Source organism: Paenalcaligenes sp. (assembly GCF_030152715.1).
GTDB lineage: Bacteria > Pseudomonadota > Gammaproteobacteria > Burkholderiales > Burkholderiaceae_B > Paenalcaligenes > Paenalcaligenes hermetiae.
In genome coordinates this window covers 1-19736 of the sequence record NZ_JASLIX010000120.1, presented here as the reverse complement: position 1 = coordinate 19736, position 19736 = coordinate 1, and the positions used below count along the sequence as shown (strand labels likewise).

Below are 19736 nucleotides of genomic sequence, written 5' to 3'. Positions count from 1 at the left end.
TGAGATAGCCAAAGCCAACGGCAAACTAAGCAACCCAAACTTTGTTGAGCGTGCTCCCGCCGCCGTCGTAGAGCAAGAACGAGAGCGCTTAGCCAGCTTCACGCAAACGCTATCCAAAGTTCAAGAGCAATTAGCTAGACTTAAATAGCGTCCTTTGTACCAAGCAAAAAAGCCCCAACGGGGCTTTTTTGCTTGCCAACTACGTATCCATGCAAAGCGCTCTATCCATTTGCTATAAACTGAGCAAATATTGCTCATCTTTTTTATCCAACAGCCCTTTGGCACGTGCTTGTTCAATTAAGTCAGGGCGCCGTTGTGCGGTGATACGTAACGACTGCTCACGACGCCATTGAGCAATAAGTTGGTGATTGCCAGACTTTAGTACAGCAGGAATAGACTGCCCTTTATAGATCTCTGGGCGCGTATAATGGGGGCTATCTAACAATCCATCTAAGCCCACATGAAAAGAGTCACAAACTGCTGATTGCTGATCATTCAAAACACCAGGCAATAAGCGAATAACAGCATCCATAACCGCTAAGGCCGCAATCTCCCCACCAGACAACACAAAGTCACCGATGGAAATCTCATGCGTAACGCGTGCATCAATGAACCGCTGATCAATGCCTTCGTATCGACCACAAACAATCACCGCACCATCTGTACTAGCCCACTGCTGAGCTAGCGCTTGATCAAAGCGCTCGCCGGTTGGGCTCATTAGAATAACGGGGCTGTCTGTCATCCCCTGCTGCTGCCGCGCTGCCAACGCCTCGTCCACAGCTGCCTCTAACGGCTCTGCCAACATTACCATACCAGGGCCACCCCCATACGGGCGATCGTCTACTGTACGGTGCACATCATGGGTATAAGTGCGAGGATTCCAAAAATGCAAATCCCAAATACCCTGGTGACGGGCACGGGCATTGACACCATTATCAGTTAATGGCGTAAACATCTCTGGAAAAAGTGTGACGACATCAAAACGCATGCTGGCTAATCCAACGGCCATGTGGTATGAATTTGCTTCGTTTTGATATCAACGTGATGGACATAAGCGTCCACAAAAGGAATGAGCTCGACAATAGGTCGTTTCTTTGCATCAAGCTGCGCGATAAACTGGGCCTGATCGTTTAGGGTGCCGGTATGCACTTCGAGAACGGCGTGAGCTCCGTTATCGAAAACATGCTCGACTTTACCTACCAACACGGACTGGCCATTGCGGTCGCCATACAACAGGCAGCCAATCAAATCGACCCAGTAATGTTCGTCTTCATCTACTGACGGAAAGTCAGCTCGCGAAACCCAAACCGTATGCGCTTTGAGTTTTTCGGCTTGATCACGGTCATCAAACCCCTGAAACTGTGCAATAACAGTAGCACTATGAGGACGGGATCTAACCACCGTATATAGCTGCGCCGAAGCAGTATCCAAATGGCCCGCCTTGTTGGGAGGTACGGGCTTTTGGAGCCACCATCTTTTAGCAGAAAGCAAAACCTCCGCATCGGCAGAATAAGGATGCACCTTTATCCAGCCTTTTACCCCATAAGCAGATATCACACGCCCTACTTCAACCAAATCCGTAGGTACTGTTGAGTCAACCTGATTAAAAGGCATAGCGAAGTTTTAATTCCTGTAATTAAGCAGCAGCTTGAGCTTTAGTGTACTCTTTAACTAGACGAGCCACAGCAGGTGAAACCTGTGCGCCGTTATCTACCCAGTATTGGACACGGTCTAGTTGAAGACGTAGGTTTTCTTGGCCTTCGCCACCTACGGGATTGTAGAAACCTAAACGCTCAATGAAGCGACCATCGCGACGATCGCTAGAGTTGGCGGCGACTACAGTGTAAAACGGACGTTTCTTAGAGCCACCACGGGCTAGGCGAATTACCACCATTGATAATCCCTTCCTGTTAAAAAAGTGTAAAACCAAAGATTCTACCACTAAGCTGGGCTTAGCGGAAACTGCATGCGTATTTTACACGTTTTACGCAACAAATACGCAACAAATTTTAGAATCAGCGAATAAAACCGAGTCAGCGACGACGTACGTAGTGGATAAGGGTATCGCCCTGCTCATGCTGAGCAAGTAACGTATTCCCCGTCTGATCGGTAAAAGCCTGAAAATCTCCTTTTGCATGTGGGTCAGTGGTAATAACTTTTACCACTTGACCACTTTGCAATTGAGCGAGGGCTTTTTTTGTACGTAATATCGGCAAAGGGCAAGTTAGCCCACTTGCGTCGACTTCGGAATCAAAAGCGATAGGCTCAGTCATTGTTACCCCTAGTTGAGTTTGGACTCTACCCACGCTTGAACAGATTGCAAGGCTGAGTCCAAAGCGGCCTCATCGGTGCCGCCCCCCATGGCCATATCAGGACGGCCGCCCCCCTTGCCACCAACTTGACTGGCGACCATACCTACCAAGTCACCCGCTTTGATCTGAGTGTGGAGATCAGGGGTTACCCCGGCGACCAAACTGATTTTACCGTCTTTTGTTGTCGCCAGCACCACTACCGCCGATTTCAGCTTGTCTTTAAGCTGATCCACAGTGGTACGTAAAGATTTGGGGTCCGCACCAGCCAAAACGGTAGCTAATAATTTTACACCATTCGGCAATGCCATAGCTTGCCCCGCCAAATCCTGTCCTGCCGAAGCTGCAAGCTTATCTTTGAGCTGATCGCGCTCACGCTCTAGCTCGCGCAACTGGCTTTGGAGTAGTGCAATGCGATCGGCTAATTTTTCGGGCTGGGTACGTAAAGCGGCGGCTGCTTGGTGCAAAGTATGTTCCGTTTGTTGGACCCAAGTCAGTGCATTTTCACCCGTGATGGCCTCGATACGACGTACACCGGCCGCCACGCCGCCCTCGGAGATGATTTTAAATAAGCCTATATCCCCCGTGCGCTGTACATGGGTCCCCCCGCACAGTTCACGTGAAAAGCCAATATCCAAGACACGAACCTCATCGCCGTATTTTTCACCAAATAGCGCTACCGCCCCACCGCTGACGGCCTCATCATAAGACATTAATTGCGCCACCACGGCTTGGTTAGCCAAAACCTCAGCATTGACAATGGCTTCTACCTGAGCAATTTGCTCTGGGGTTACCGCCGCGTCATGGGCAAAGTCAAACCGTGTCTTATCCGCATCTACAAGTGAACCCCGTTGCTGCACATGCCCGCCCAGCACTTCGCGCAAAGCCTTGTGCATTAAGTGTGTCGCAGAGTGGTTACGGATGGTATTCTGACGATGTGTGGCATCAACACTGGCCTGTAGCGTTTGCCCTAAAGCTAATGAGCCCGACTGCAACACGCCATGGTGCCCAAAAACCTGAGGCTGAATTTTCTGTGTGTCTTCGACCAAAAATACCGCACTCTCTGTCGCAAGCGTACCTTTATCACCCACCTGGCCACCGGCCTCTGCATAGAAAGGGGTTGCGTCTAAGACAACAATAGCCTCTTGCCCTGCCTGAATACTGTCGACTGCGGTACCATCTACGTATAACGCCGTCACCGTCGCAGTTAGGTTAAGGTGCTCATACCCTTCGAAACGGGTTTCCACCCCATCATAACGCAGATCTGCAGCAGCTTTAAATTTACCAGAAGCACGGGCCATTTCGCGTTGCCGCTGCATGGCGGACTCAAAACCGGCTAAGTCCACACCGACCGCACGCTCACGACAAATATCAGCGGTTAAATCAACCGGAAAACCATAGGTATCGTATAGAGTAAACAGAGTTTGCCCGTCTAAATCCTGCCCAGCAGGTAGCTCAGCAAGCGCCGCCTCGAGAATTTTCATGCCATGCTCAAGCGTTTCACTAAAACGCTCTTCCTCTTGCTTAAGCACTTGCTCAATACGGCTTTGCTGTTGCACCAAGTCTGGATAAGCCTGCCCCATAAGCTGCACTAGGTCTGCTACCAATCGATAGAAAAAGGGTTGATTTTGTCCTAGCTTATGACCATGACGTAAGGCTCGGCGTACGATACGACGTAACACATAGCCACGCCCTTCATTGCTAGGAATCACACCATCTACAATCAGAAAAGCACAGGCACGAATGTGATCCGCAATAACCTTAAGGGAGTTATCTTGTAAGTCAGTAGCTCCGGTTTCTCGTGCTGCTGCTTGAATCAGGTTTTGAAATAGATCAATCTCGTAGTTGGAGTGTACATGTTGCAGGACCGCAGCAATACGCTCTAGCCCCATGCCAGTGTCTACACAAGGCTTAGGCAAAGGATGCAGGTTACCCTGAGCATCACGATCGAACTGCATAAATACTAAGTTCCAGATCTCAATGTAACGGTCGCCATCCTCTTCGGGAGACCCAGGAGGCCCACCCCAGACCTCTGGCCCATGGTCATAGAAGATTTCAGAACTGGGCCCACATGGTCCCGTATCTGCCATCTGCCAGAAATTATCAGAAACGTAACGACCGCCCTTATCCCCAATACGAATAATGCGCTCTGCTGGTACCCCGACCTGTTCATGCCATATGTTGTAAGCCTCGTCGTCTTCGTGATAGACAGTAACCCACAGTTTTTCTGCTGGAAGCTGGTAAACCTGTGTCAATAGCTCCCACGCGTATTTAATGGCTTCCTCTTTGAAGTAATCGCCAAAGCTAAAATTGCCTAGCATTTCAAAAAAGGTATGATGGCGCGCGGTATAACCCACGTTTTCTAAATCGTTATGTTTACCACCCGCACGTACACAGCGCTGCGAGGACGTAGCACGCACATAAGGGCGTGTTTCTTTTCCTGTAAACACATCTTTGAACTGCACCATACCCGCATTTGTAAATAACAAAGTCGGGTCATTCGCAGGAATCAAAGAGGAGGAAGGCACGATTTCATGGCCTCGCTCTTGGAAAAAAGATAAGAACTTTTGACGAATTTCGGATGTTTTCATTGAAAGCAGCACGAGAAAATTAGGTAACAATCCATTATAGTAATAGTTTTTATAAATACCTAACAGAGCCTAAAGCTGCCGTGCGTTTACAACGGCCTGAAGTGCAAACCATTACTCAAGTGACGCCATGCATCATAACGGATCCTCTAAAACATGCTCTGGCGTCATGTTGTCTACAACGGTGACCTGCTCAGACTGCAGAGCATCACTAAGTATAAACGGCTCATGCAGAGCTTTTGCTTCTAGCGCTCCCCCTCTAAAAACAAGCTGTTGCCACTGTCCTTGCACAATAACATAAGGGTCTTTCCTAGAGTAACTCAATGGAATATATTGCTTATCTTCTATTGCAAAAATAGCCGGGACATACTGCCCCACAGCGAACTGCAACCATATCTGTTTATCTGAACTGAATACCTGTAACGGCGCAACCTCGCGATCACCTGACAGACGCCACATAAAATCGAAGTGCTCCGCCCCCATATCCCAATGCGGTTTCATCAAACTCAACCGGTTCTCCCAACCATGATGAGTATGTTCACAACCACTCAATACTAATGCCCCAAAGCACACCACCCATTTTTTTAGACTCATGGGATAACCTCCAAAAAAATAGCACTCAGGAATATCTTGAGTGCTATCTTGAAGGCAACTAAACCACTTGCCTAGATTGTAATTATGCTAAGATTTTTTAAGCCTACTTTTGCCTTAAAAGCTGGTTAGCTTGGGTAGCAGCTGCTTTTAACGCGGTCACAGCAGGCTGTTTCCCCTCTAAGGCACTCTGTAAGGTGTCATTAAACACGGCGCGAATCTGGTGATAATTATGAACTTTAAAACCACGCGTGGTATTTGCTGGTTTTTGGCCATAAACCGCCACCAAATTACGCCAGTCCCCTAGTTTTTTATAATAGCTGTCCGCAGTAGCATTAAATGCCTCGTGCGTTAAGGGTAGGAACCCCGTATTTTGATACCACTTGGCAGCATTATCCGTCTGCGCTAGCCATGACAAAAAGCTTGTGGTGCCTTTGTCTTGTTCTGCACTATGCCCCTTGGTTAGCCATAAGCCGGAGCCTGTCACAAAAGGACTACCTGGGGTTGGTGTTACTTGGGGATAGTAAGGCAAACCGCTTACCGCAAAATCAAGCTTACGCTGCGCAGCAAAATCACCCAAATTGCCCGAATTGGATAAAAACACAGCACACTCACCGCTCGCAAAACGTTTGGGTGACTGCGGCCCCATCGATGGGTGTACCATGATCTCACTACGTACCCAACTAATCATGGTCGATAAGTGGCGAATATACATGGTATCAAAGTTAAAACCAACTTTACGACTATCCGCCCCTGTATAAAACTGCTTATTGACCGCCGCTAAGTTTTCTAGGTTAATCGACACGGGCTGATCAGAAGTAAGAGGACAACGACGTGAACCATTATTCGCTAATGAAACCAGTTGCTCTTGTAGCTCCTGCCACGAACGTGAGGGCTGCTCAGGGCTTAAGCCCGCTTTTTTAAACGCGTCAATGTTGTAATACATCACAGGAATCTCTGCCATAAAAGGCAAGGCGAGTAAGCGCCCTTTGCTGTCATGTAAAAAGTTATTGTCCGCTGGTAAAAACCACTTTACCCCTTTGATGGGGTGTTTAGCCAACGCTTGATGTAAGGGCCAAATATAAGAACGGGTAGCCACATCATCTAACCCGGTAATTTCAGGGAGCTGAACAAGATTAGGCCGCTCTTTGTCCGAGCTTAAACGTAAAGCGGCGTCTAGGTCCTCTTCTGTGGAAAAAGCCCGGACTTTAACTTGAACGTCTTTTTGTTGTTTATTAAAGTCTTTAACGAGCTGTTCAAAAACCTGCTTATTATGATCATTAAGGCTATGCCAAACCTGAATATCCGTCGCCGACCATGCCGCCGACGACATCATACCCGCCACGGCGGTGAACAAAACGCTACCTAAGCGCGCAGGTGTAAATAATGTATGCGTATTCATATGCTCTTCAATGCAAAAATGGAAATTCTGGCTCGGGTTGACGATTTGCGATCAAATCAGCCAAAGCTCGTGCTGAACCCGCGCCCATGGTCCACCCTAAGGTGCCATGGCCGGTGTTCACATACAGGTTTTTGATATGGGTACGTCCGATTAAAGGCGTATTAGAAGGCGTGGCCGGACGTAATCCAGACCAAAACTGCACATTATCAAAATCGAGACCATTTGGGAACAGTTCTTTTGTTTGTTTAACCATCATATTGCAACGCTTTGTACTAAGTTTACGACTATAGCCACTTAGCTCGGCTAAGCCAGCTACCCGCAACTGGTTCCCTACCCGCGAGTACACCAAGCGCTGTGCCCTATCAGTAAGATTGGCTTGAGGTGCTTGCTCTGCATCTAGGATGGTAAACGTTGCTGAGTAACCTTTTGCCGGATAAACCAAACAACGTATACCCAATGGCTCCAGCAACAATGGGCTATAAGCACCTAAAGCCACTACAAAAGCATCCGCCTGTATCTGTTGATAATTACCTAAATGATCAATGACCTCGACGGCGGTAACAGCCCCTTGGCGATAGAGCAACCGTACCACAGTATGGTTATACAAGAATTGCACTCCCTCTTGTGCTGCTTGTTGTGCTAACTGTGTCGTAAAACCGTAGGCATCCCCCGACTCATCATCGCTGGAATAATCGCCACCCACAATTTGATGCTGCACCGAAGCTAAGGTTGGTTCCAAAGCTATCACTTCTTCGGCACTCAATACACGACGTTCCACCCCTAGATCTCGTAGTCGATCTACCATATCCTGAGAATGATCGAAGCTTTGCTCGTCACGATAAAAGCTAAGGATCCCACTATCGTAATAGTCATATTTAAGAGGCAGCTGCTGACGCATCTGCGCCAAAGTCGAACGACTGTACTCAGCTAGCCTGACCATAGCCCGAATATTCGCCTCGAAGCGCTTTGGCTGACATTCTCTTAAAAATGCAAGGCTCCAAAGCCACTGCTTAGTATCCAAAGCAGGCCTAAACACCATGGGTGCATCATCTTTAAATAGATTTCGCAACAAGTCCCATGGTGCATGAGGGTTAGCCCAAGGCTCGGCATAAGAGGCCGACAGCAAACCACCGCAAGCGCGAGTGGCCTCTTGCGCGGCACCTGCTTGCCTGTCAATGACAACCACCTCGTGACCATCTTGCGCTAACCACCATGCGGTTGTAGTACCAATGACACCACTACCTAGTACTGCTATTTTCATTTGCGCCCCGCTAAAAGAACACGCGGCTAAACCGCGTGTTTTATTTATGACTAAGAGACTAAATCGGCCTCAGAGGTAAAAGCATCGGCATAAAACAATGCCTCGTCTAAACCACATTTTTCCACAAAATCTTTTTGAGCACTTTCTACCATAATGGGCGCTCCGCACGCATAGACCTCCCAACCAGACAAGTCAGGCAAATCCTCCATCACAGCATGGTGTACAAAACCTGTGCGTCCAGTCCAGTTATCTTCAGCTAAAGCATCGGAAACCACAGGAGTAAAAGCAAAATCCTTAAGCTCTTGTGCCCATTGTTGAGCGAGCTCCATCATATAAATGTCTTTGGGACGTCGCCCACCCCAATATAAGCGCACCGGACGCTGAATGTTTTTTTGTTGCATATCTTCAACCAGGGCTTTGATCGGTGCAAAACCTGTTCCACTGGCTAATAGCACCATTGGTCTTTGGCTTTCCTCGCGTAAGAAAAAAGACCCAAAGGGCGCCTCGACACGTAAGATAGCACGCTCTTTCATAGCGGGTTCCGTAACACCAAACACATGGTCCGTAAATAAACCGCCAGGCATGTGCCGTAAATGTAATTCAATTGTATTATCTTCGCGAGGCGGGTTAGCCATCGAATAGCTACGACGACGTCCATCTTTGAGGAGAACATCGAGGTACTGTCCAGCATAATACATAAACGGTTGCCCTGGAGGCAGCTGCAAAAGCAAACGCATGACATCATCATTGATTTGCTCTCGCTTCATGACTCGGACAGGCATTTTTCGGATTTGGATATCTGTAGCAAGACGAGCTTGCGGTGACTCAATACGTAAATCCGTTTTGGGCACGGCTTGACACATCAAGGTATACCCCTGTTCCAGTTCATCCTGCTCTAAAATATGCAAAGGCGCTTCACCGGCTTCGTAATCGCCCTCTAAGACTTTACCTTTGCAGGTCGAACAACCGCCACCTCGGCAGCTATAAGGTAAAACAATATCCGCTTCAAGTGCAGCGTCTAATACATTCTGTCCTGGTTTTACATCAAAAGCTAAACCAGATGGTTCAACAATTACCTTAAACGTCATTTTTCTTCCGTATGAGTGAGGATCTTTGCAGATAAAACAGCATCTGTCATTTTGCGTTCCAACAATTTACCCTTGCGGGCCCGTTTCCCTAAATAAGTCTCTAGGGTTTTAGCCGTGATCTCCCAGTTTGTGGCTTTTCGACGATATATTCCTGAAAGCACAAAACCCTCGGCAGAACCCGTCGCCCATTGCACAACCGTATCGTCCGCATCTAGGTCGATCAGCTTGGTGCCCCGCCCCCCACCTTTAAGTTGCTTTAACTCAGAGAGCGCAATCACCAAAAGGCGCTGTTGTTGGGTAAGTATAGCTAACAAGCTATGCGTTGGATCCACATACAAGGGGGGCAACAAACTGTCTTCATCATGCACGGTAATAAACTGCTTACCGGCTCGCTGTCGCGTCGCCATATCGCCTAAATGCGTTAAAAACCCATACCCTGTTTTTGACCCTAAAACCAATTTTTGCTTCGCATCACCCACGACCATATGCACCACAGGTGCGGCACTGTTAACCTCGGCTAAAGCGGTAATGGGCTGGCCGTCTCCTCGCGCCGATGGTAAATCGGCCGTCGCTACGGTATAAGTGCGCCCATCACTGCCTATAGCAATCAGGTCATCCGTGCTACGACATTCCCGAGCAGCATAATACGCATCCCCGCTTTTAAAATTAAACTGCTGTGCATCATGGCCATGGCCCTGCCGGCGTCGTAACCAGCCTTGTTGTGACATAATGACTGTAATCGGCTCATCAACCACGCGCGTCTCTAGCACAGCTCGCTCCGCCTCTTTAATGAGAGTACGGCGTTCATCATGAAATTGCTCGGCATCGGCTTTGATTTCTTTGATCAACAATCGTTTAAAAGCGGTCTTACTTTGCAGCAGCTTTTCCAGTGCCGCCTGCTCTTTGCGCTGCTTTGCTAGCTCTTGTTCGATTTTAAAACCCTCTAGACGAGCTAACTGTCGCAAACGCATTTCTAAAATATCCTCGGCCTGACGCTCACTCAAGGCAAAGGTTTGCATTAACGCAGGCTTGGGCTCATCAGAATCGCGGATGGTTTGAATCACGGCGTCCACATCAAGATAAACACGCATTCTTCCCTCAAGAATATGAATGCGATCGGTGACTTTATCTAAGCGATACTGAGTGCGTCGACGTACGGTTTCAGCACGAAACTCCAACCACTCGGTGAGCATCTGCCGCAAATTACGCTGCGCTGGGCGCCCGTCAATACCAATGCTAACCAAGTTAATGCTGACATTGCCCTCCATGCTAGTTTGAGCCAACAAGGTATTCACGAACTCGTCTCGATCTAAGCGACTGGACTTGGGCTCAAATACCAATCGCACGGGGTCTTCTTTACCAGACTCATCACGTACAGTATCCAATAACCCGAGCAGTAACGTACGAGTTTGTTGTTGCTCTGCCGTCAGCGCTTTACGCCCCGCACGGACACGAGGGTTGGTTTTTTCTTCTATTTCCTCAAGGATTTTTTGCGCAGAGGTACCCGGAGGTAACTCATCGACCACGAGCTGCCATTGCCCACGCGCTAGTTCCTCGAAATGCCAACGCGCCCTTACTTTAATTGAACCTCGGCCTTGCTGATAAATCTGTGTGATGTCTTCGGGAGCGGTAATAATTTGCCCCCCACCAGGAAAATCTGGTCCTGGGATATAAGCATAGAAGGCTTCATCCGCCATTTTAGGTTGCTCTAATAAGCCAATACAGGCTTGGGCGACCTCTCCTAAATGATGGGGCGGGATCTCGGTTGCCATGCCAACAGCAATCCCTGAAGCACCGTTTAACAACACCAATGGTAAACGCGCCGGCAATAACGTAGGCTCTTTTTGTGAGCCGTCATAGTTAGGGATAAAATCAACCGTCCCTTCACCGAGCTCATCAAGCAGTAAGTTAGCAAAAGGCGTAAGGCGCGCTTCGGTATAACGCATAGCAGCGGCATTATCCCCATCGCGGGAACCAAAGTTACCCTGACCATCAATTAAGGGATAACGCAGAACAAAATCCTGTGCCATCCGCACCATGGCATCATAAGCGGCTTGGTCACCGTGGGGGTGATATTTACCTAAAACATCCCCTACTACACGAGCCGACTTAACAGGCTTAGCCCCAGCAGCCAAACCCATGGCATGCATCGCATATAAAATGCGACGTTGCACCGGCTTTTGTCCATCCGAAACATCCGGAAGTGCCCGCCCTTTTACTACCGATACGGCATAATCTAAATACGCTTGCTCCGCATATTGCGCTAAAGTGATTTCATCAATTTGACCCTCCGTGCCAGCCACGGAGCGGTCGTTTGCGTCAGCCGCAAACAAATCGGATTGCATCATAACTATCCTGTTGCCTAGTTAACTAGCCTCTTGCTAGCCACTGTATTTTAAATATCGAGTTCTGCTAGATTACCTTTACTCTCTAGCCAGCTACGGCGTTGAGCAGCCTCACCGCGCCCCATCAACATATCAAACATTTTTGCCGTGCCTTCTAGCCCGATAGGTCCATAAGTGACAGGTAGTAACCGACGTGTATCGGGATTCATAGTCGTATCCCAAAGCTGCTCAGCGCTCATTTCGCCTAAGCCTTTAAAACGACTAATACTCCAACTGTCTTCTCGTACTTTTTCTTTGCGTAACTTATCTAACGCACTATCGAGCTCAGCTTGGTCTAAGCAATAAATTTTACGTGCAGGACGCTTACCTACCGCAGGTACATCCAAACGAAATAATGGAGGACGAGCAACAAAAACATGCCCCCCTTGAATCAAGGCTGGAAAATGTTTGAAGAACAACGTCAGCAATAACACTTGAATATGGGAGCCGTCCACGTCCGCATCGGACAAAATACAAATTTTGCCGTAGCGCAAACCGGATAAATCTGGCGTATCTGTCAGGGTATGTGGATCCACCCCGATAGCGACAGATATATCATGAATCTCTTGGTTCGCAAATAAACGATCGCGATCAACCTCCCAAGAATTCAACACTTTACCTCGTAAAGGCAAAATCGCTTGAAAGGATTTATCTCGCCCCATTTTTGCAGAACCCCCTGCTGAATCCCCTTCGACCAAAAACAACTCGGTACGATCCACGTCATGGGATTCGCAATCGGTTAGCTTGCCAGGCAGCACCGCTACCCCCGAGCTTTTGCGCTTTTCAATACGTTGCGTAGAGCGTACCCGAGCCTGGGCATGCCGAATCACCAGCTCTGCGAGCTTTTTACCCTCTTCTACTTCGGCGTTCAAACGCAGTTCTAAAGCATTACGCACGAAAGTGCTAATCATACGCACTGCATCCCGGCTATTTAAGCGCTCTTTGATCTGGCCTTGGAATTGCGGGTCAAGAATCTTGGCCGATAACACAAAACTAGCACGTGCAAACACATCATCCGCTTGGAGCTTTAGACCTTTGGGCAAAAGCGCGTGGAGCTCAGCAAAGTTTTTTACTGCCTGGAATAAACCATCACGTAAGCCTGCTTCATGCGTTCCCCCAGCGGGGGTTGAAATCAAGTTTACAAAAGACTCTCGGACTACAGGGCCTTCAAGTGTCCACGCTACGATCCATTCTGCGCCCTCTCCTAGGGCATAATTTTCATCTTCTTCCGTGGCAAACTGTGCCCCTTTGAATAAAGGAATCAACAGCTCTTGACCCTGTAGGGCTTCTTGTAGATAACCTGATAGGCCATCCTCATAACACCACTCTATTTTTTCTTTGGTTTTCTCATTCACCAAGGTGACGGTAGTGCCACTTAACAACACCGCTTTGCTGCGTAATACGTGTTTTAGCTCAGCCAACGGAATAGTCGCGGCATCAAAATACTGAGCATCAGGCCAGATCCGTACTTGGGTTCCCGTTTTGCGTTTTGGCGCAGAACCCGCTATATGTAAGGGTTCTATGACCTCTCCACCCGCAAACGTGATCTGATGAATCTCCCCTTGACGCCAGACCTGAACGTCCAAACGGGTCGATAGCGCATTGGTCACGGATACCCCTACCCCATGCAGCCCCCCTGAAAACGCATATGCGCCCCCATCTTTTTTATCGAACTTACCCCCCGCATGTAAACGAGTAAAAACCAGTTCGACCACTGGTGCGTTTTCTTCAGGGTGAATGCCGACCGGAATCCCACGACCATCATCCAACACGGATATACTTTGGTCTGTATGGAGGATTACAGTGATATGTTTGGCGTAACCTGCAAGCGCTTCGTCTGCTGCATTATCAATAACCTCTTGTATAATGTGCAAAGGGTTATCTGTGCGGGTATACATACCTGGGCGTTGACGCACAGGCTCTAAACCTTTCAACACCCGAATTGATGATTCATCGTAATTGGATTTAGACACTCTCTAATTCTCTATCAATCGGTAAAAGAACCTATTTTACGAACTCTACGCCTAATCCCCAAATGGTATCGTAGTGGATGAGGCGATCTTTTGATTACACTATGCCTCTTTTTTTTCATGGCATGCTGTAGAAAATGCACAACATTAGCATGGTGAAAAATCCCTTTGATTGTGTGTTTTCCTCGCCATCTCGTATAGTGTATTGATCCCAGTTTATTTTTTATTTGTAGAATACTGTCATGAGCCAATTTATTAAAAATGTATCAGATACGTCTTTTTCTGAAGACGTTTTGCAATCCGACCTTCCTGTTCTCGTTGATTACTGGGCTGCTTGGTGTGGTCCATGTAAGGCTATCGCCCCCATTTTGGACGAAATTGCCGAACAGTACGCAGGTCGTGTTACAATAGCTAAACTAAATGTAGACGAAAACCCCGAAACAGCGGCAAAATTTGGTATTCGCGGTATCCCTACATTAATGCTGTTCAAAAATGGGCAACCCACTGAAACCAAGGTCGGGGCGCTATCTAAAACACAGCTACAAGAATTTCTCGATAACTCCTTATAAACAATTTCTGCGCGAGCCTTCTCTTGGCTCGCCGCCGTTGGCTGATTCCCTTCTTTTCTTCTCATGCATCTCAACGAACTCAAAGCTCTGCACGTCTCGCAGCTGCTCGAAATGGCTGCCAGCCTAGATATCGATAATGCGAATCGCATGCGCAAACAAGAACTCATGTTTGCAATCATGAAAAAACGCGCTAAACAAGGCGAACAAATTTTTGGTGATGGCGTTCTCGAAGTCCTTCCTGATGGTTTTGGATTTCTTCGCTCTCCAGAAACTTCTTATCTAGCAAGCACAGACGACATCTATATTTCTCCTTCGCAAATCCGTCGTTTTAATCTTCATACTGGAGACTCCATCGAAGGCGAAGTCCGCACTCCTAAAGACGGTGAGCGTTATTTTGCTCTTGTTAAAGTCGATAAAGTCAACGGCATGCAACCCGAGGCCATCAAACATCGCATTATGTTTGAAAACCTCACGCCGCTGCATCCTAATCAGCCCATGCGCTTAGAGCGCGATATCAAAAGCGAAGAAAACATCACTGGGCGCATTTTGGATATCTTCGCTCCTATCGGCAAAGGACAGCGCGCATTAATTGTCGCTAGCCCAAAATCGGGGAAAACCGTGATGATGCAGCATATTGCTCACGCTATCACGACCAACTACCCTGACTCTACACTGATAGTACTCTTAGTGGATGAGCGCCCCGAAGAGGTCACGGAAATGCAACGCACTGTGCGTGGCGAAGTGGTTGCCTCTACGTTTGATGAGCCCGCTACCCGCCATGTGCAAGTAGCAGAAATGGTCATCGAAAAAGCCAAGCGCTTAGTTGAGCTCAAAAAAGACGTTGTAATTTTACTCGATTCAATTACTCGTCTTGCCCGAGCTTATAACACCGTGGTTCCTGCCTCTGGAAAAGTATTAACGGGGGGGGTGGATGCGAATGCCCTTCAACGCCCGAAGCGTTTCTTTGGTGCTGCTCGTAACCTCGAGGAAGGCGGCTCCCTTACCATTATTGGTACGGCCCTAATTGAAACCGGTAGCCGTATGGACGAGGTCATCTACGAGGAGTTTAAAGGCACCGGTAACTCCGAGATCCACTTAGAGCGTCGCCTTGCCGAAAAACGGATTTACCCCGCCATTAACTTAAATAAAACCAGTACACGTCGCGAAGAACTGCTAATCAAGCCCGAACTACTGCAAAAAATTTGGGTATTGCGTAAATTCATCCATGATATGGACGAAGTTGAAGCCATGGACTTTATCTTGGATAAGGTCCGCGCAACAAAAACTAACGCAGAATTTTTCGAAATGATGAAAAAATAGTTCATAATAAAAGCCTCTACCCAGAGGCTTTTTTTTGGCCCAAAGTGCAAATGGCATTGTCTTTGGTTGATTCATTTTCTTTTTTTGTTTTGCTGAGCTTATGGTTTTTTGATCACGCTACTCAGTGTCTTGCTATAGGATACGCTTATGAAATCCGCCTCTTTAACGCAATTTCTCCAACACTTGCAGCAACGCGACCCTCATCAACCCGAATTTCTACAAGCGGTACACGAGGTTTATCACAGCCTGTGGCCTTTTATAGAAAAACACCCTGAGTATGCCGATTATGGGCTACTTGAACGTTTAACAGAGCCGGATCGTATTTATCAGTTTCGGGTCACCTGGGTAGACGACCAAGGCAAAACCCATATCAATCGCGCTTTTCGAGTCCAGCATAATAATGCCATTGGCCCCTACAAAGGCGGCATGCGTTTTCACCCCTCTGTCAATCTATCGATCCTTAAATTCCTTGCCTTTGAGCAAACCTTTAAAAACGCACTCACGACTTTACCCATGGGGGGGGCTAAGGGGGGATCGGATTTTGACCCTAAAGGCAAATCCGACCTGGAAATCATGCGTTTTTGCCAAGCGCTAGTCACCGAACTTTATCCCCATATTGGGGCTGACATGGATGTACCCGCCGGTGATATTGGCGTGGGTGCGCGCGAAGTCGGTTTTATGGCTGGCATGATGAAAAAGCTCACTCGTTCTGCCGAGTGTGTTTTTACAGGCAAGGGCTTTGACTTTGGGGGCAGCTTTATTCGCCCTGAAGCCACCGGATATGGTTTAGTGTATTTTGTCCTAGAGATGCTTGCCACCCAGCAAAAAACCTTAGATGGTTTACGTGTCGCGATTTCTGGCGCAGGCAATGTCGCGCAATACGCAGCTAAAAAATGTCTAGACTTAGGAGCAACCGTTTTAACCATGTCGGATTCCAGTGGCACTGTGTACGACGAAACGGGGATTACTCCTGAAAAGCTAGCCATACTCATGGAATGCAAAAATCAAAAGCGGCTGTCCTTACAAGACTATGCTCATATGACGCATAGCACCTTTCTAGCTGGTGAAAGACCGTGGCATATTCCTGTCGATGTAGCCTTACCTTGCGCGACACAAAACGAACTTGATATTAATGATGCCAAACAGCTTATCCAAAATGGTGTGATCTGTGTTGCCGAGGGCGCTAATATGCCCACCACGCTTCAAGCCATTGCGGCTTTTCAACAAGCTAATATTCTTTACGCGCCTGGTAAAGCAAGCAATGCAGGAGGTGTAGCCGTATCAGGACTTGAAATGTGTCAAGGCGCACAACGCTTACAATGGGCTGCAGAGGACGTGGATAGTCAGCTTTTACTTATCATGAAGCGCATTCATGCTAGCTGTGCTCAATACGGGTGCCATGATCAAAAAATCAACTACGTCGAAGGAGCAAACATTGCCGGCTTTGTTAAAGTGGCAAATGCTATGCTAGCCCAAGGCATTTATTAAAAATCCGTTTCAGGTTCTTTAATTTTTAACTCTTCGGTTTTTATTGATTCCCATGGACCAAAAATATGATAATGCGTGGTCATGGCTTTGGCTAAAGGGGTTTTCAGCACCCACTGAGTTAAAAAGGCGCTCAACCCAACTACCGGGTTGAGCGCAATACCTGCAGCAATCGCTGCTCCACTCATATCTACATTCGGCACTACTATCGCCTGCGCATCCACCATCTCCGCCTGAAAATCCGTTTCCCCTTCGAGCATAATCAATCCAACTGGACTCACAATACGTAAATCTTTCGTATTAAGCCGCTGATTTTTTAAAACAGCACCTCCTTGAATTTCATCGAAGGGAAACCCTTCCCGCAGCGCCCCACGCACATCCAAGTCAAGTCGTGCTAAACGTGATAAAGACTGTAAAGATAAAAACTCCAATAGCTTCGCTGCACGTGAATGAATAGCACTAATACGCCCTCTTTTCAGAAGCACCTTAAATTCTGCCTGAAGGTCCTTGGTCGAATGTCGCCATGGCAAGTGTCGCCATTGTAAAGTGGCCTGCGCCTGAAGTTCACCATGAGTTAAACTATCCGGCCAGGCAAGTTGCCGTAACCAAAGGCCCACATCTTGACTCTCTAAATAAGCGTCTACATACAAACCTCGCTGTGCACCTGCTAATATCCAGTCCCCTGTAGCTTGTACGGTACCATGGGGAGTGGTTAAGCTTAGGTCAGTAATCTGCCACCGCGTGGCGTCTTGAGCACTAGCTCTTCCTTGTGCCTTCAGCTTTCCGAGCTGTCTTTGGCCCCAGCGTAAATCCGACACGTGCAACTGCATGTCCGGTAACCGTAAGTCAAATTCCTTCGTAGGCGTTTCCTCTTGAGTGGTAGGGGCTGGCTGCCAATACAGCCGCTGCAAATCCGCCTGAACCAATGCAGAACCCGTTGATGTACGCGCAGGCGTCCACCAGACTGTTCCCGCCACCTGACTAGCACTCATATCAGCACGCCACTGACTTTTAGGCTGTGCCTGCAGCGTAAAGGTCAAGTGCTGCCATTGTTGAGCAAAACCGGTGACCTTATCTGCTTTCAGACGTAAGCGCTCCAAGGTCGGCCATTGAAATGATGACGTACCTGCTTGTTGCCATAGCGGTCCTAACCAATTTAACCAAGGCTCTATATCCAATTCTGCGCTAGCTAAGTCCAACACCAGTCCAGTCGTTGGCAATGCAGGTTGGCCTTGATTCCAGCCCACGGCTCCTCGTACAAAACCTTGTGGTGTTGATGTCGAAGACTCAAACACGGCCACCACGTCATCGCCTAAGTGGATCTGCAATTGATCCTGTTGTGCTTGTATAGGCTTCCACTCTACGCGTAAAGCACGTGATTGCGCTTTTGTCTTAGCCAAAGGAGCAGGTAAGTGCACCGCTAAACCTTGTAAATGACTCTGTGCTTTGAGTTGGAAGCGCTTATGCTTATCCAGCCCAAACTCTACTTGATATGCCAACTCTCCCTGCAATGCGTCAGCCGGTAAAATCGAATGAAAAGCTTGATTAAGCGCTCTCGCCTGCGCCCGACCATGTAATAGTAAAAACTGATTAGCGGCACCAATTTGCTGCTGTAACAGCAAAGGACCATCAAACCACTTCCCTTTAATTTTTTGTGCTTGTGCACCAGACTCACTAAATACCAATGTTCCACTAAGCTGCTCTATCGGAGGCAGCTGAGGGAAAATATGTAGAGTGTTATTTTGAAAATGAATAGCACCATCAACGGCCACATCTTCCGTATTATCTAAATTGACTCGTAGCGCCAAAGGCACTTGCCACTGTCCTGTGGCCTGACTCTGATCAAAACTATGTCCTAGCCACTCCCCCAAGTCTGTAGTGGTCATTAATCCCAAATAAGACTGCGCTGGCCCCTGGGTTTGAGCATGTACCTGTAGCTGTGGAGCATAAAAATTATCAATATGCACCTGAATACCATAGGCTTGTACCGGCTCAGTGGGCACCGGGCTTAACTGCGCGGTAGCTTGACTAACCCATAAGCTCGCCCCACGCACTGCCACAAAACCTGCTGCATTTTCTACTTTAGGCCAGCCTTTTTCTAAAGCCGTTGTCGGGTAATAGTCGATATCAGCCCCCTGAAAGGCTCCACCTACAAAAAATACACCTGTCGCTGGATCTTGATAGGGAAAATCATAAAGATTCCCTTTTAACCGTATTGCTCCTTCAGAAACCTGCCCAGTTATCAAGCCCTGCTTTAGCCAATCAACCACTGACTCTGCTATCTCTGATGTGGGAAAATAGCGATATAAAGCCGCTAGCTGTAAGTCTTGGATTCGTCCGGTTATATCCCATTGTCCAGCTCGCCAATCTTGAGTCAACGGTGTCCACTGTCCCGCCCCACTCAAGGTTACGTCTTCATTACTTAACTGAAACTCATCAATATAAACAGTAGAGCTTGGAGTGGTCGCTAAGCGTTTTGCTACTAAGCGTAAACGCTCTCCGTGCAACGCCTCGGTCAAGTACGGTGCTCTCTCCCAACGTAAACCTGCGCCATCAATCTCAAGGTGCAACGCTTGCTGAGTAAGTAAGCGCCTCTCCAAGGGTTGCTCTTGTGCAACCGCTTGAAAGGTAGTCCAAGGCGCGGAAGCAAACACACGCAATGAGCGTGCAAACAACTGTCCATGATCACGGCTTTCCCACACACCGTTATAAATACGCGTATCTAGCGTTACATGATGAATTTGACTGTGCTCAAGCTCTAGCCATAAC

16 protein-coding genes are annotated in these 19736 nt (G+C 48.0%); 4 read left to right on the top strand and 12 right to left on the bottom strand.

Going from position 1 to position 19736, the window contains the following annotated elements; genetic code table 11:
* Window positions 1-4: 4 nt before the first annotated feature.
* The gene (locus Q1V74_RS09950) at window positions 5-148 is read left to right on the top strand and encodes a hypothetical protein (RefSeq protein WP_300648569.1); all 144 of its coding nucleotides are present in this window, start codon (window positions 5-7) and stop codon (window positions 146-148) included.
* An 84-nt stretch (window positions 149-232) separates the two neighbouring features.
* Here Q1V74_RS09950 and trmD read toward each other — a convergent pair whose 3' ends face one another.
* The 11 genes from trmD to parE all read right to left on the bottom strand — a co-directional run bounded on the left by trmD (window position 233) and on the right by parE (window position 13596).
* On the bottom strand, window positions 233-988 hold the full coding sequence (gene trmD, locus Q1V74_RS09945; RefSeq protein WP_300648567.1) for a tRNA (guanosine(37)-N1)-methyltransferase TrmD: 756 nt from the start codon (window positions 986-988) through the stop codon (window positions 233-235).
* 5 nt (window positions 989-993) lie between these two features.
* Window positions 994-1614 (bottom strand): ribosome maturation factor RimM, encoded by a 621-nt coding sequence (rimM, locus tag Q1V74_RS09940; RefSeq protein WP_300648565.1) that lies wholly within the window; start codon window positions 1612-1614, stop codon window positions 994-996.
* A gap of 22 nt (window positions 1615-1636) precedes the next feature.
* The gene (gene rpsP, locus Q1V74_RS09935) at window positions 1637-1894 is read right to left on the bottom strand and encodes a 30S ribosomal protein S16 (protein ID WP_260650431.1); all 258 of its coding nucleotides are present in this window, start codon (window positions 1892-1894) and stop codon (window positions 1637-1639) included.
* A 139-nt stretch (window positions 1895-2033) separates the two neighbouring features.
* Window positions 2034-2273, bottom strand: coding sequence for a sulfurtransferase TusA family protein (locus Q1V74_RS09930; protein ID WP_300648563.1), 240 nt, complete (start codon window positions 2271-2273; stop codon window positions 2034-2036).
* A gap of 8 nt (window positions 2274-2281) precedes the next feature.
* A complete protein-coding gene (gene alaS, locus Q1V74_RS09925) occupies window positions 2282-4900 on the bottom strand; it encodes an alanine--tRNA ligase (protein WP_300648561.1) in 2619 nt (872 codons plus the stop codon).
* 132 nt (window positions 4901-5032) lie between these two features.
* Complete coding sequence (locus tag Q1V74_RS09920; RefSeq protein WP_300648559.1) at window positions 5033-5491, bottom strand: TrbG/VirB9 family P-type conjugative transfer protein; 459 nt, start codon at window positions 5489-5491, stop codon at window positions 5033-5035.
* Between the two features lie 103 nt (window positions 5492-5594).
* The gene (locus Q1V74_RS09915) at window positions 5595-6890 is read right to left on the bottom strand and encodes an extracellular solute-binding protein (protein ID WP_300648557.1); all 1296 of its coding nucleotides are present in this window, start codon (window positions 6888-6890) and stop codon (window positions 5595-5597) included.
* A gap of 7 nt (window positions 6891-6897) precedes the next feature.
* Window positions 6898-8151 carry a D-amino acid dehydrogenase gene (locus Q1V74_RS09910; protein WP_300648555.1) on the bottom strand — a complete coding sequence of 418 codons (1254 nt, stop codon included), beginning with the start codon at window positions 8149-8151 and terminating at the stop codon, window positions 6898-6900.
* 50 nt (window positions 8152-8201) lie between these two features.
* Window positions 8202-9239: a CDP-6-deoxy-delta-3,4-glucoseen reductase gene (locus tag Q1V74_RS09905; RefSeq protein WP_300648553.1), complete on the bottom strand. Its 1038-nt coding sequence runs from the start codon at window positions 9237-9239 to the stop codon at window positions 8202-8204.
* Window positions 9236-11587 (bottom strand): DNA topoisomerase IV subunit A, encoded by a 2352-nt coding sequence (gene parC, locus Q1V74_RS09900; RefSeq protein ID WP_300648551.1) that lies wholly within the window; start codon window positions 11585-11587, stop codon window positions 9236-9238. The genes Q1V74_RS09905 and parC overlap by 4 nt, the downstream gene beginning before the upstream one ends.
* A 47-nt stretch (window positions 11588-11634) precedes the next feature.
* Window positions 11635-13596, bottom strand: a complete 1962-nt coding sequence (gene parE, locus Q1V74_RS09895) for a DNA topoisomerase IV subunit B (protein WP_300648549.1) — start codon at window positions 13594-13596, stop codon at window positions 11635-11637.
* A gap of 239 nt (window positions 13597-13835) precedes the next feature.
* On the opposite strand from parE, the gene trxA reads away from it, so the two are divergent.
* The 3 genes from trxA to gdhA all read left to right on the top strand — a co-directional run bounded on the left by trxA (window position 13836) and on the right by gdhA (window position 16970).
* A complete protein-coding gene (trxA, locus tag Q1V74_RS09890) occupies window positions 13836-14162 on the top strand; it encodes a thioredoxin TrxA (RefSeq protein ID WP_260650422.1) in 327 nt (108 codons plus the stop codon).
* 63 nt (window positions 14163-14225) lie between these two features.
* Window positions 14226-15482 (top strand): transcription termination factor Rho, encoded by a 1257-nt coding sequence (gene rho / locus Q1V74_RS09885; protein WP_260650421.1) that lies wholly within the window; start codon window positions 14226-14228, stop codon window positions 15480-15482.
* 147 nt (window positions 15483-15629) lie between these two features.
* Window positions 15630-16970, top strand: coding sequence for an NADP-specific glutamate dehydrogenase (gdhA, locus tag Q1V74_RS09880; RefSeq protein ID WP_300648547.1), 1341 nt, complete (start codon window positions 15630-15632; stop codon window positions 16968-16970).
* Here the strand turns inward: gdhA and Q1V74_RS09875 are convergent.
* Window positions 16967-19736, bottom strand: a 2770-nt coding sequence (locus Q1V74_RS09875) for a DUF3971 domain-containing protein (protein WP_300648545.1), incomplete at its 5' end; no start/stop codon positions are given. The genes gdhA and Q1V74_RS09875 overlap by 4 nt on opposite strands.

Excerpts from the sequence above, each read along its gene's own strand:
- trmD (WP_300648567.1), bottom strand. The coding sequence starts at position 988 with ATGCGTTTTGATGTCGTCACACTTTTTCCAGAGATGTTTACGCCATTA.
- rimM (WP_300648565.1), bottom strand. The coding sequence starts at position 1,614 with ATGCCTTTTAATCAGGTTGACTCAACAGTACCTACGGATTTGGTTGAA.
- rpsP (WP_260650431.1), bottom strand. The coding sequence starts at position 1,894 with ATGGTGGTAATTCGCCTAGCCCGTGGTGGCTCTAAGAAACGTCCGTTT.
- Q1V74_RS09930 (WP_300648563.1), bottom strand. The coding sequence starts at position 2,273 with ATGACTGAGCCTATCGCTTTTGATTCCGAAGTCGACGCAAGTGGGCTA.
- alaS (WP_300648561.1), bottom strand. The coding sequence starts at position 4,900 with ATGAAAACATCCGAAATTCGTCAAAAGTTCTTATCTTTTTTCCAAGAG.
- Q1V74_RS09920 (WP_300648559.1), bottom strand. The coding sequence starts at position 5,491 with ATGAGTCTAAAAAAATGGGTGGTGTGCTTTGGGGCATTAGTATTGAGT.
- Q1V74_RS09915 (WP_300648557.1), bottom strand. The coding sequence starts at position 6,890 with ATGAATACGCATACATTATTTACACCTGCGCGCTTAGGTAGCGTTTTG.
- Q1V74_RS09910 (WP_300648555.1), bottom strand. The coding sequence starts at position 8,151 with ATGAAAATAGCAGTACTAGGTAGTGGTGTCATTGGTACTACAACCGCA.
- Q1V74_RS09905 (WP_300648553.1), bottom strand. The coding sequence starts at position 9,239 with ATGACGTTTAAGGTAATTGTTGAACCATCTGGTTTAGCTTTTGATGTA.
- parC (WP_300648551.1), bottom strand. The coding sequence starts at position 11,587 with ATGATGCAATCCGATTTGTTTGCGGCTGACGCAAACGACCGCTCCGTG.
- trxA (WP_260650422.1), top strand. The coding sequence starts at position 13,836 with ATGAGCCAATTTATTAAAAATGTATCAGATACGTCTTTTTCTGAAGAC.
- rho (WP_260650421.1), top strand. The coding sequence starts at position 14,226 with ATGCATCTCAACGAACTCAAAGCTCTGCACGTCTCGCAGCTGCTCGAA.
- gdhA (WP_300648547.1), top strand. The coding sequence starts at position 15,630 with ATGAAATCCGCCTCTTTAACGCAATTTCTCCAACACTTGCAGCAACGC.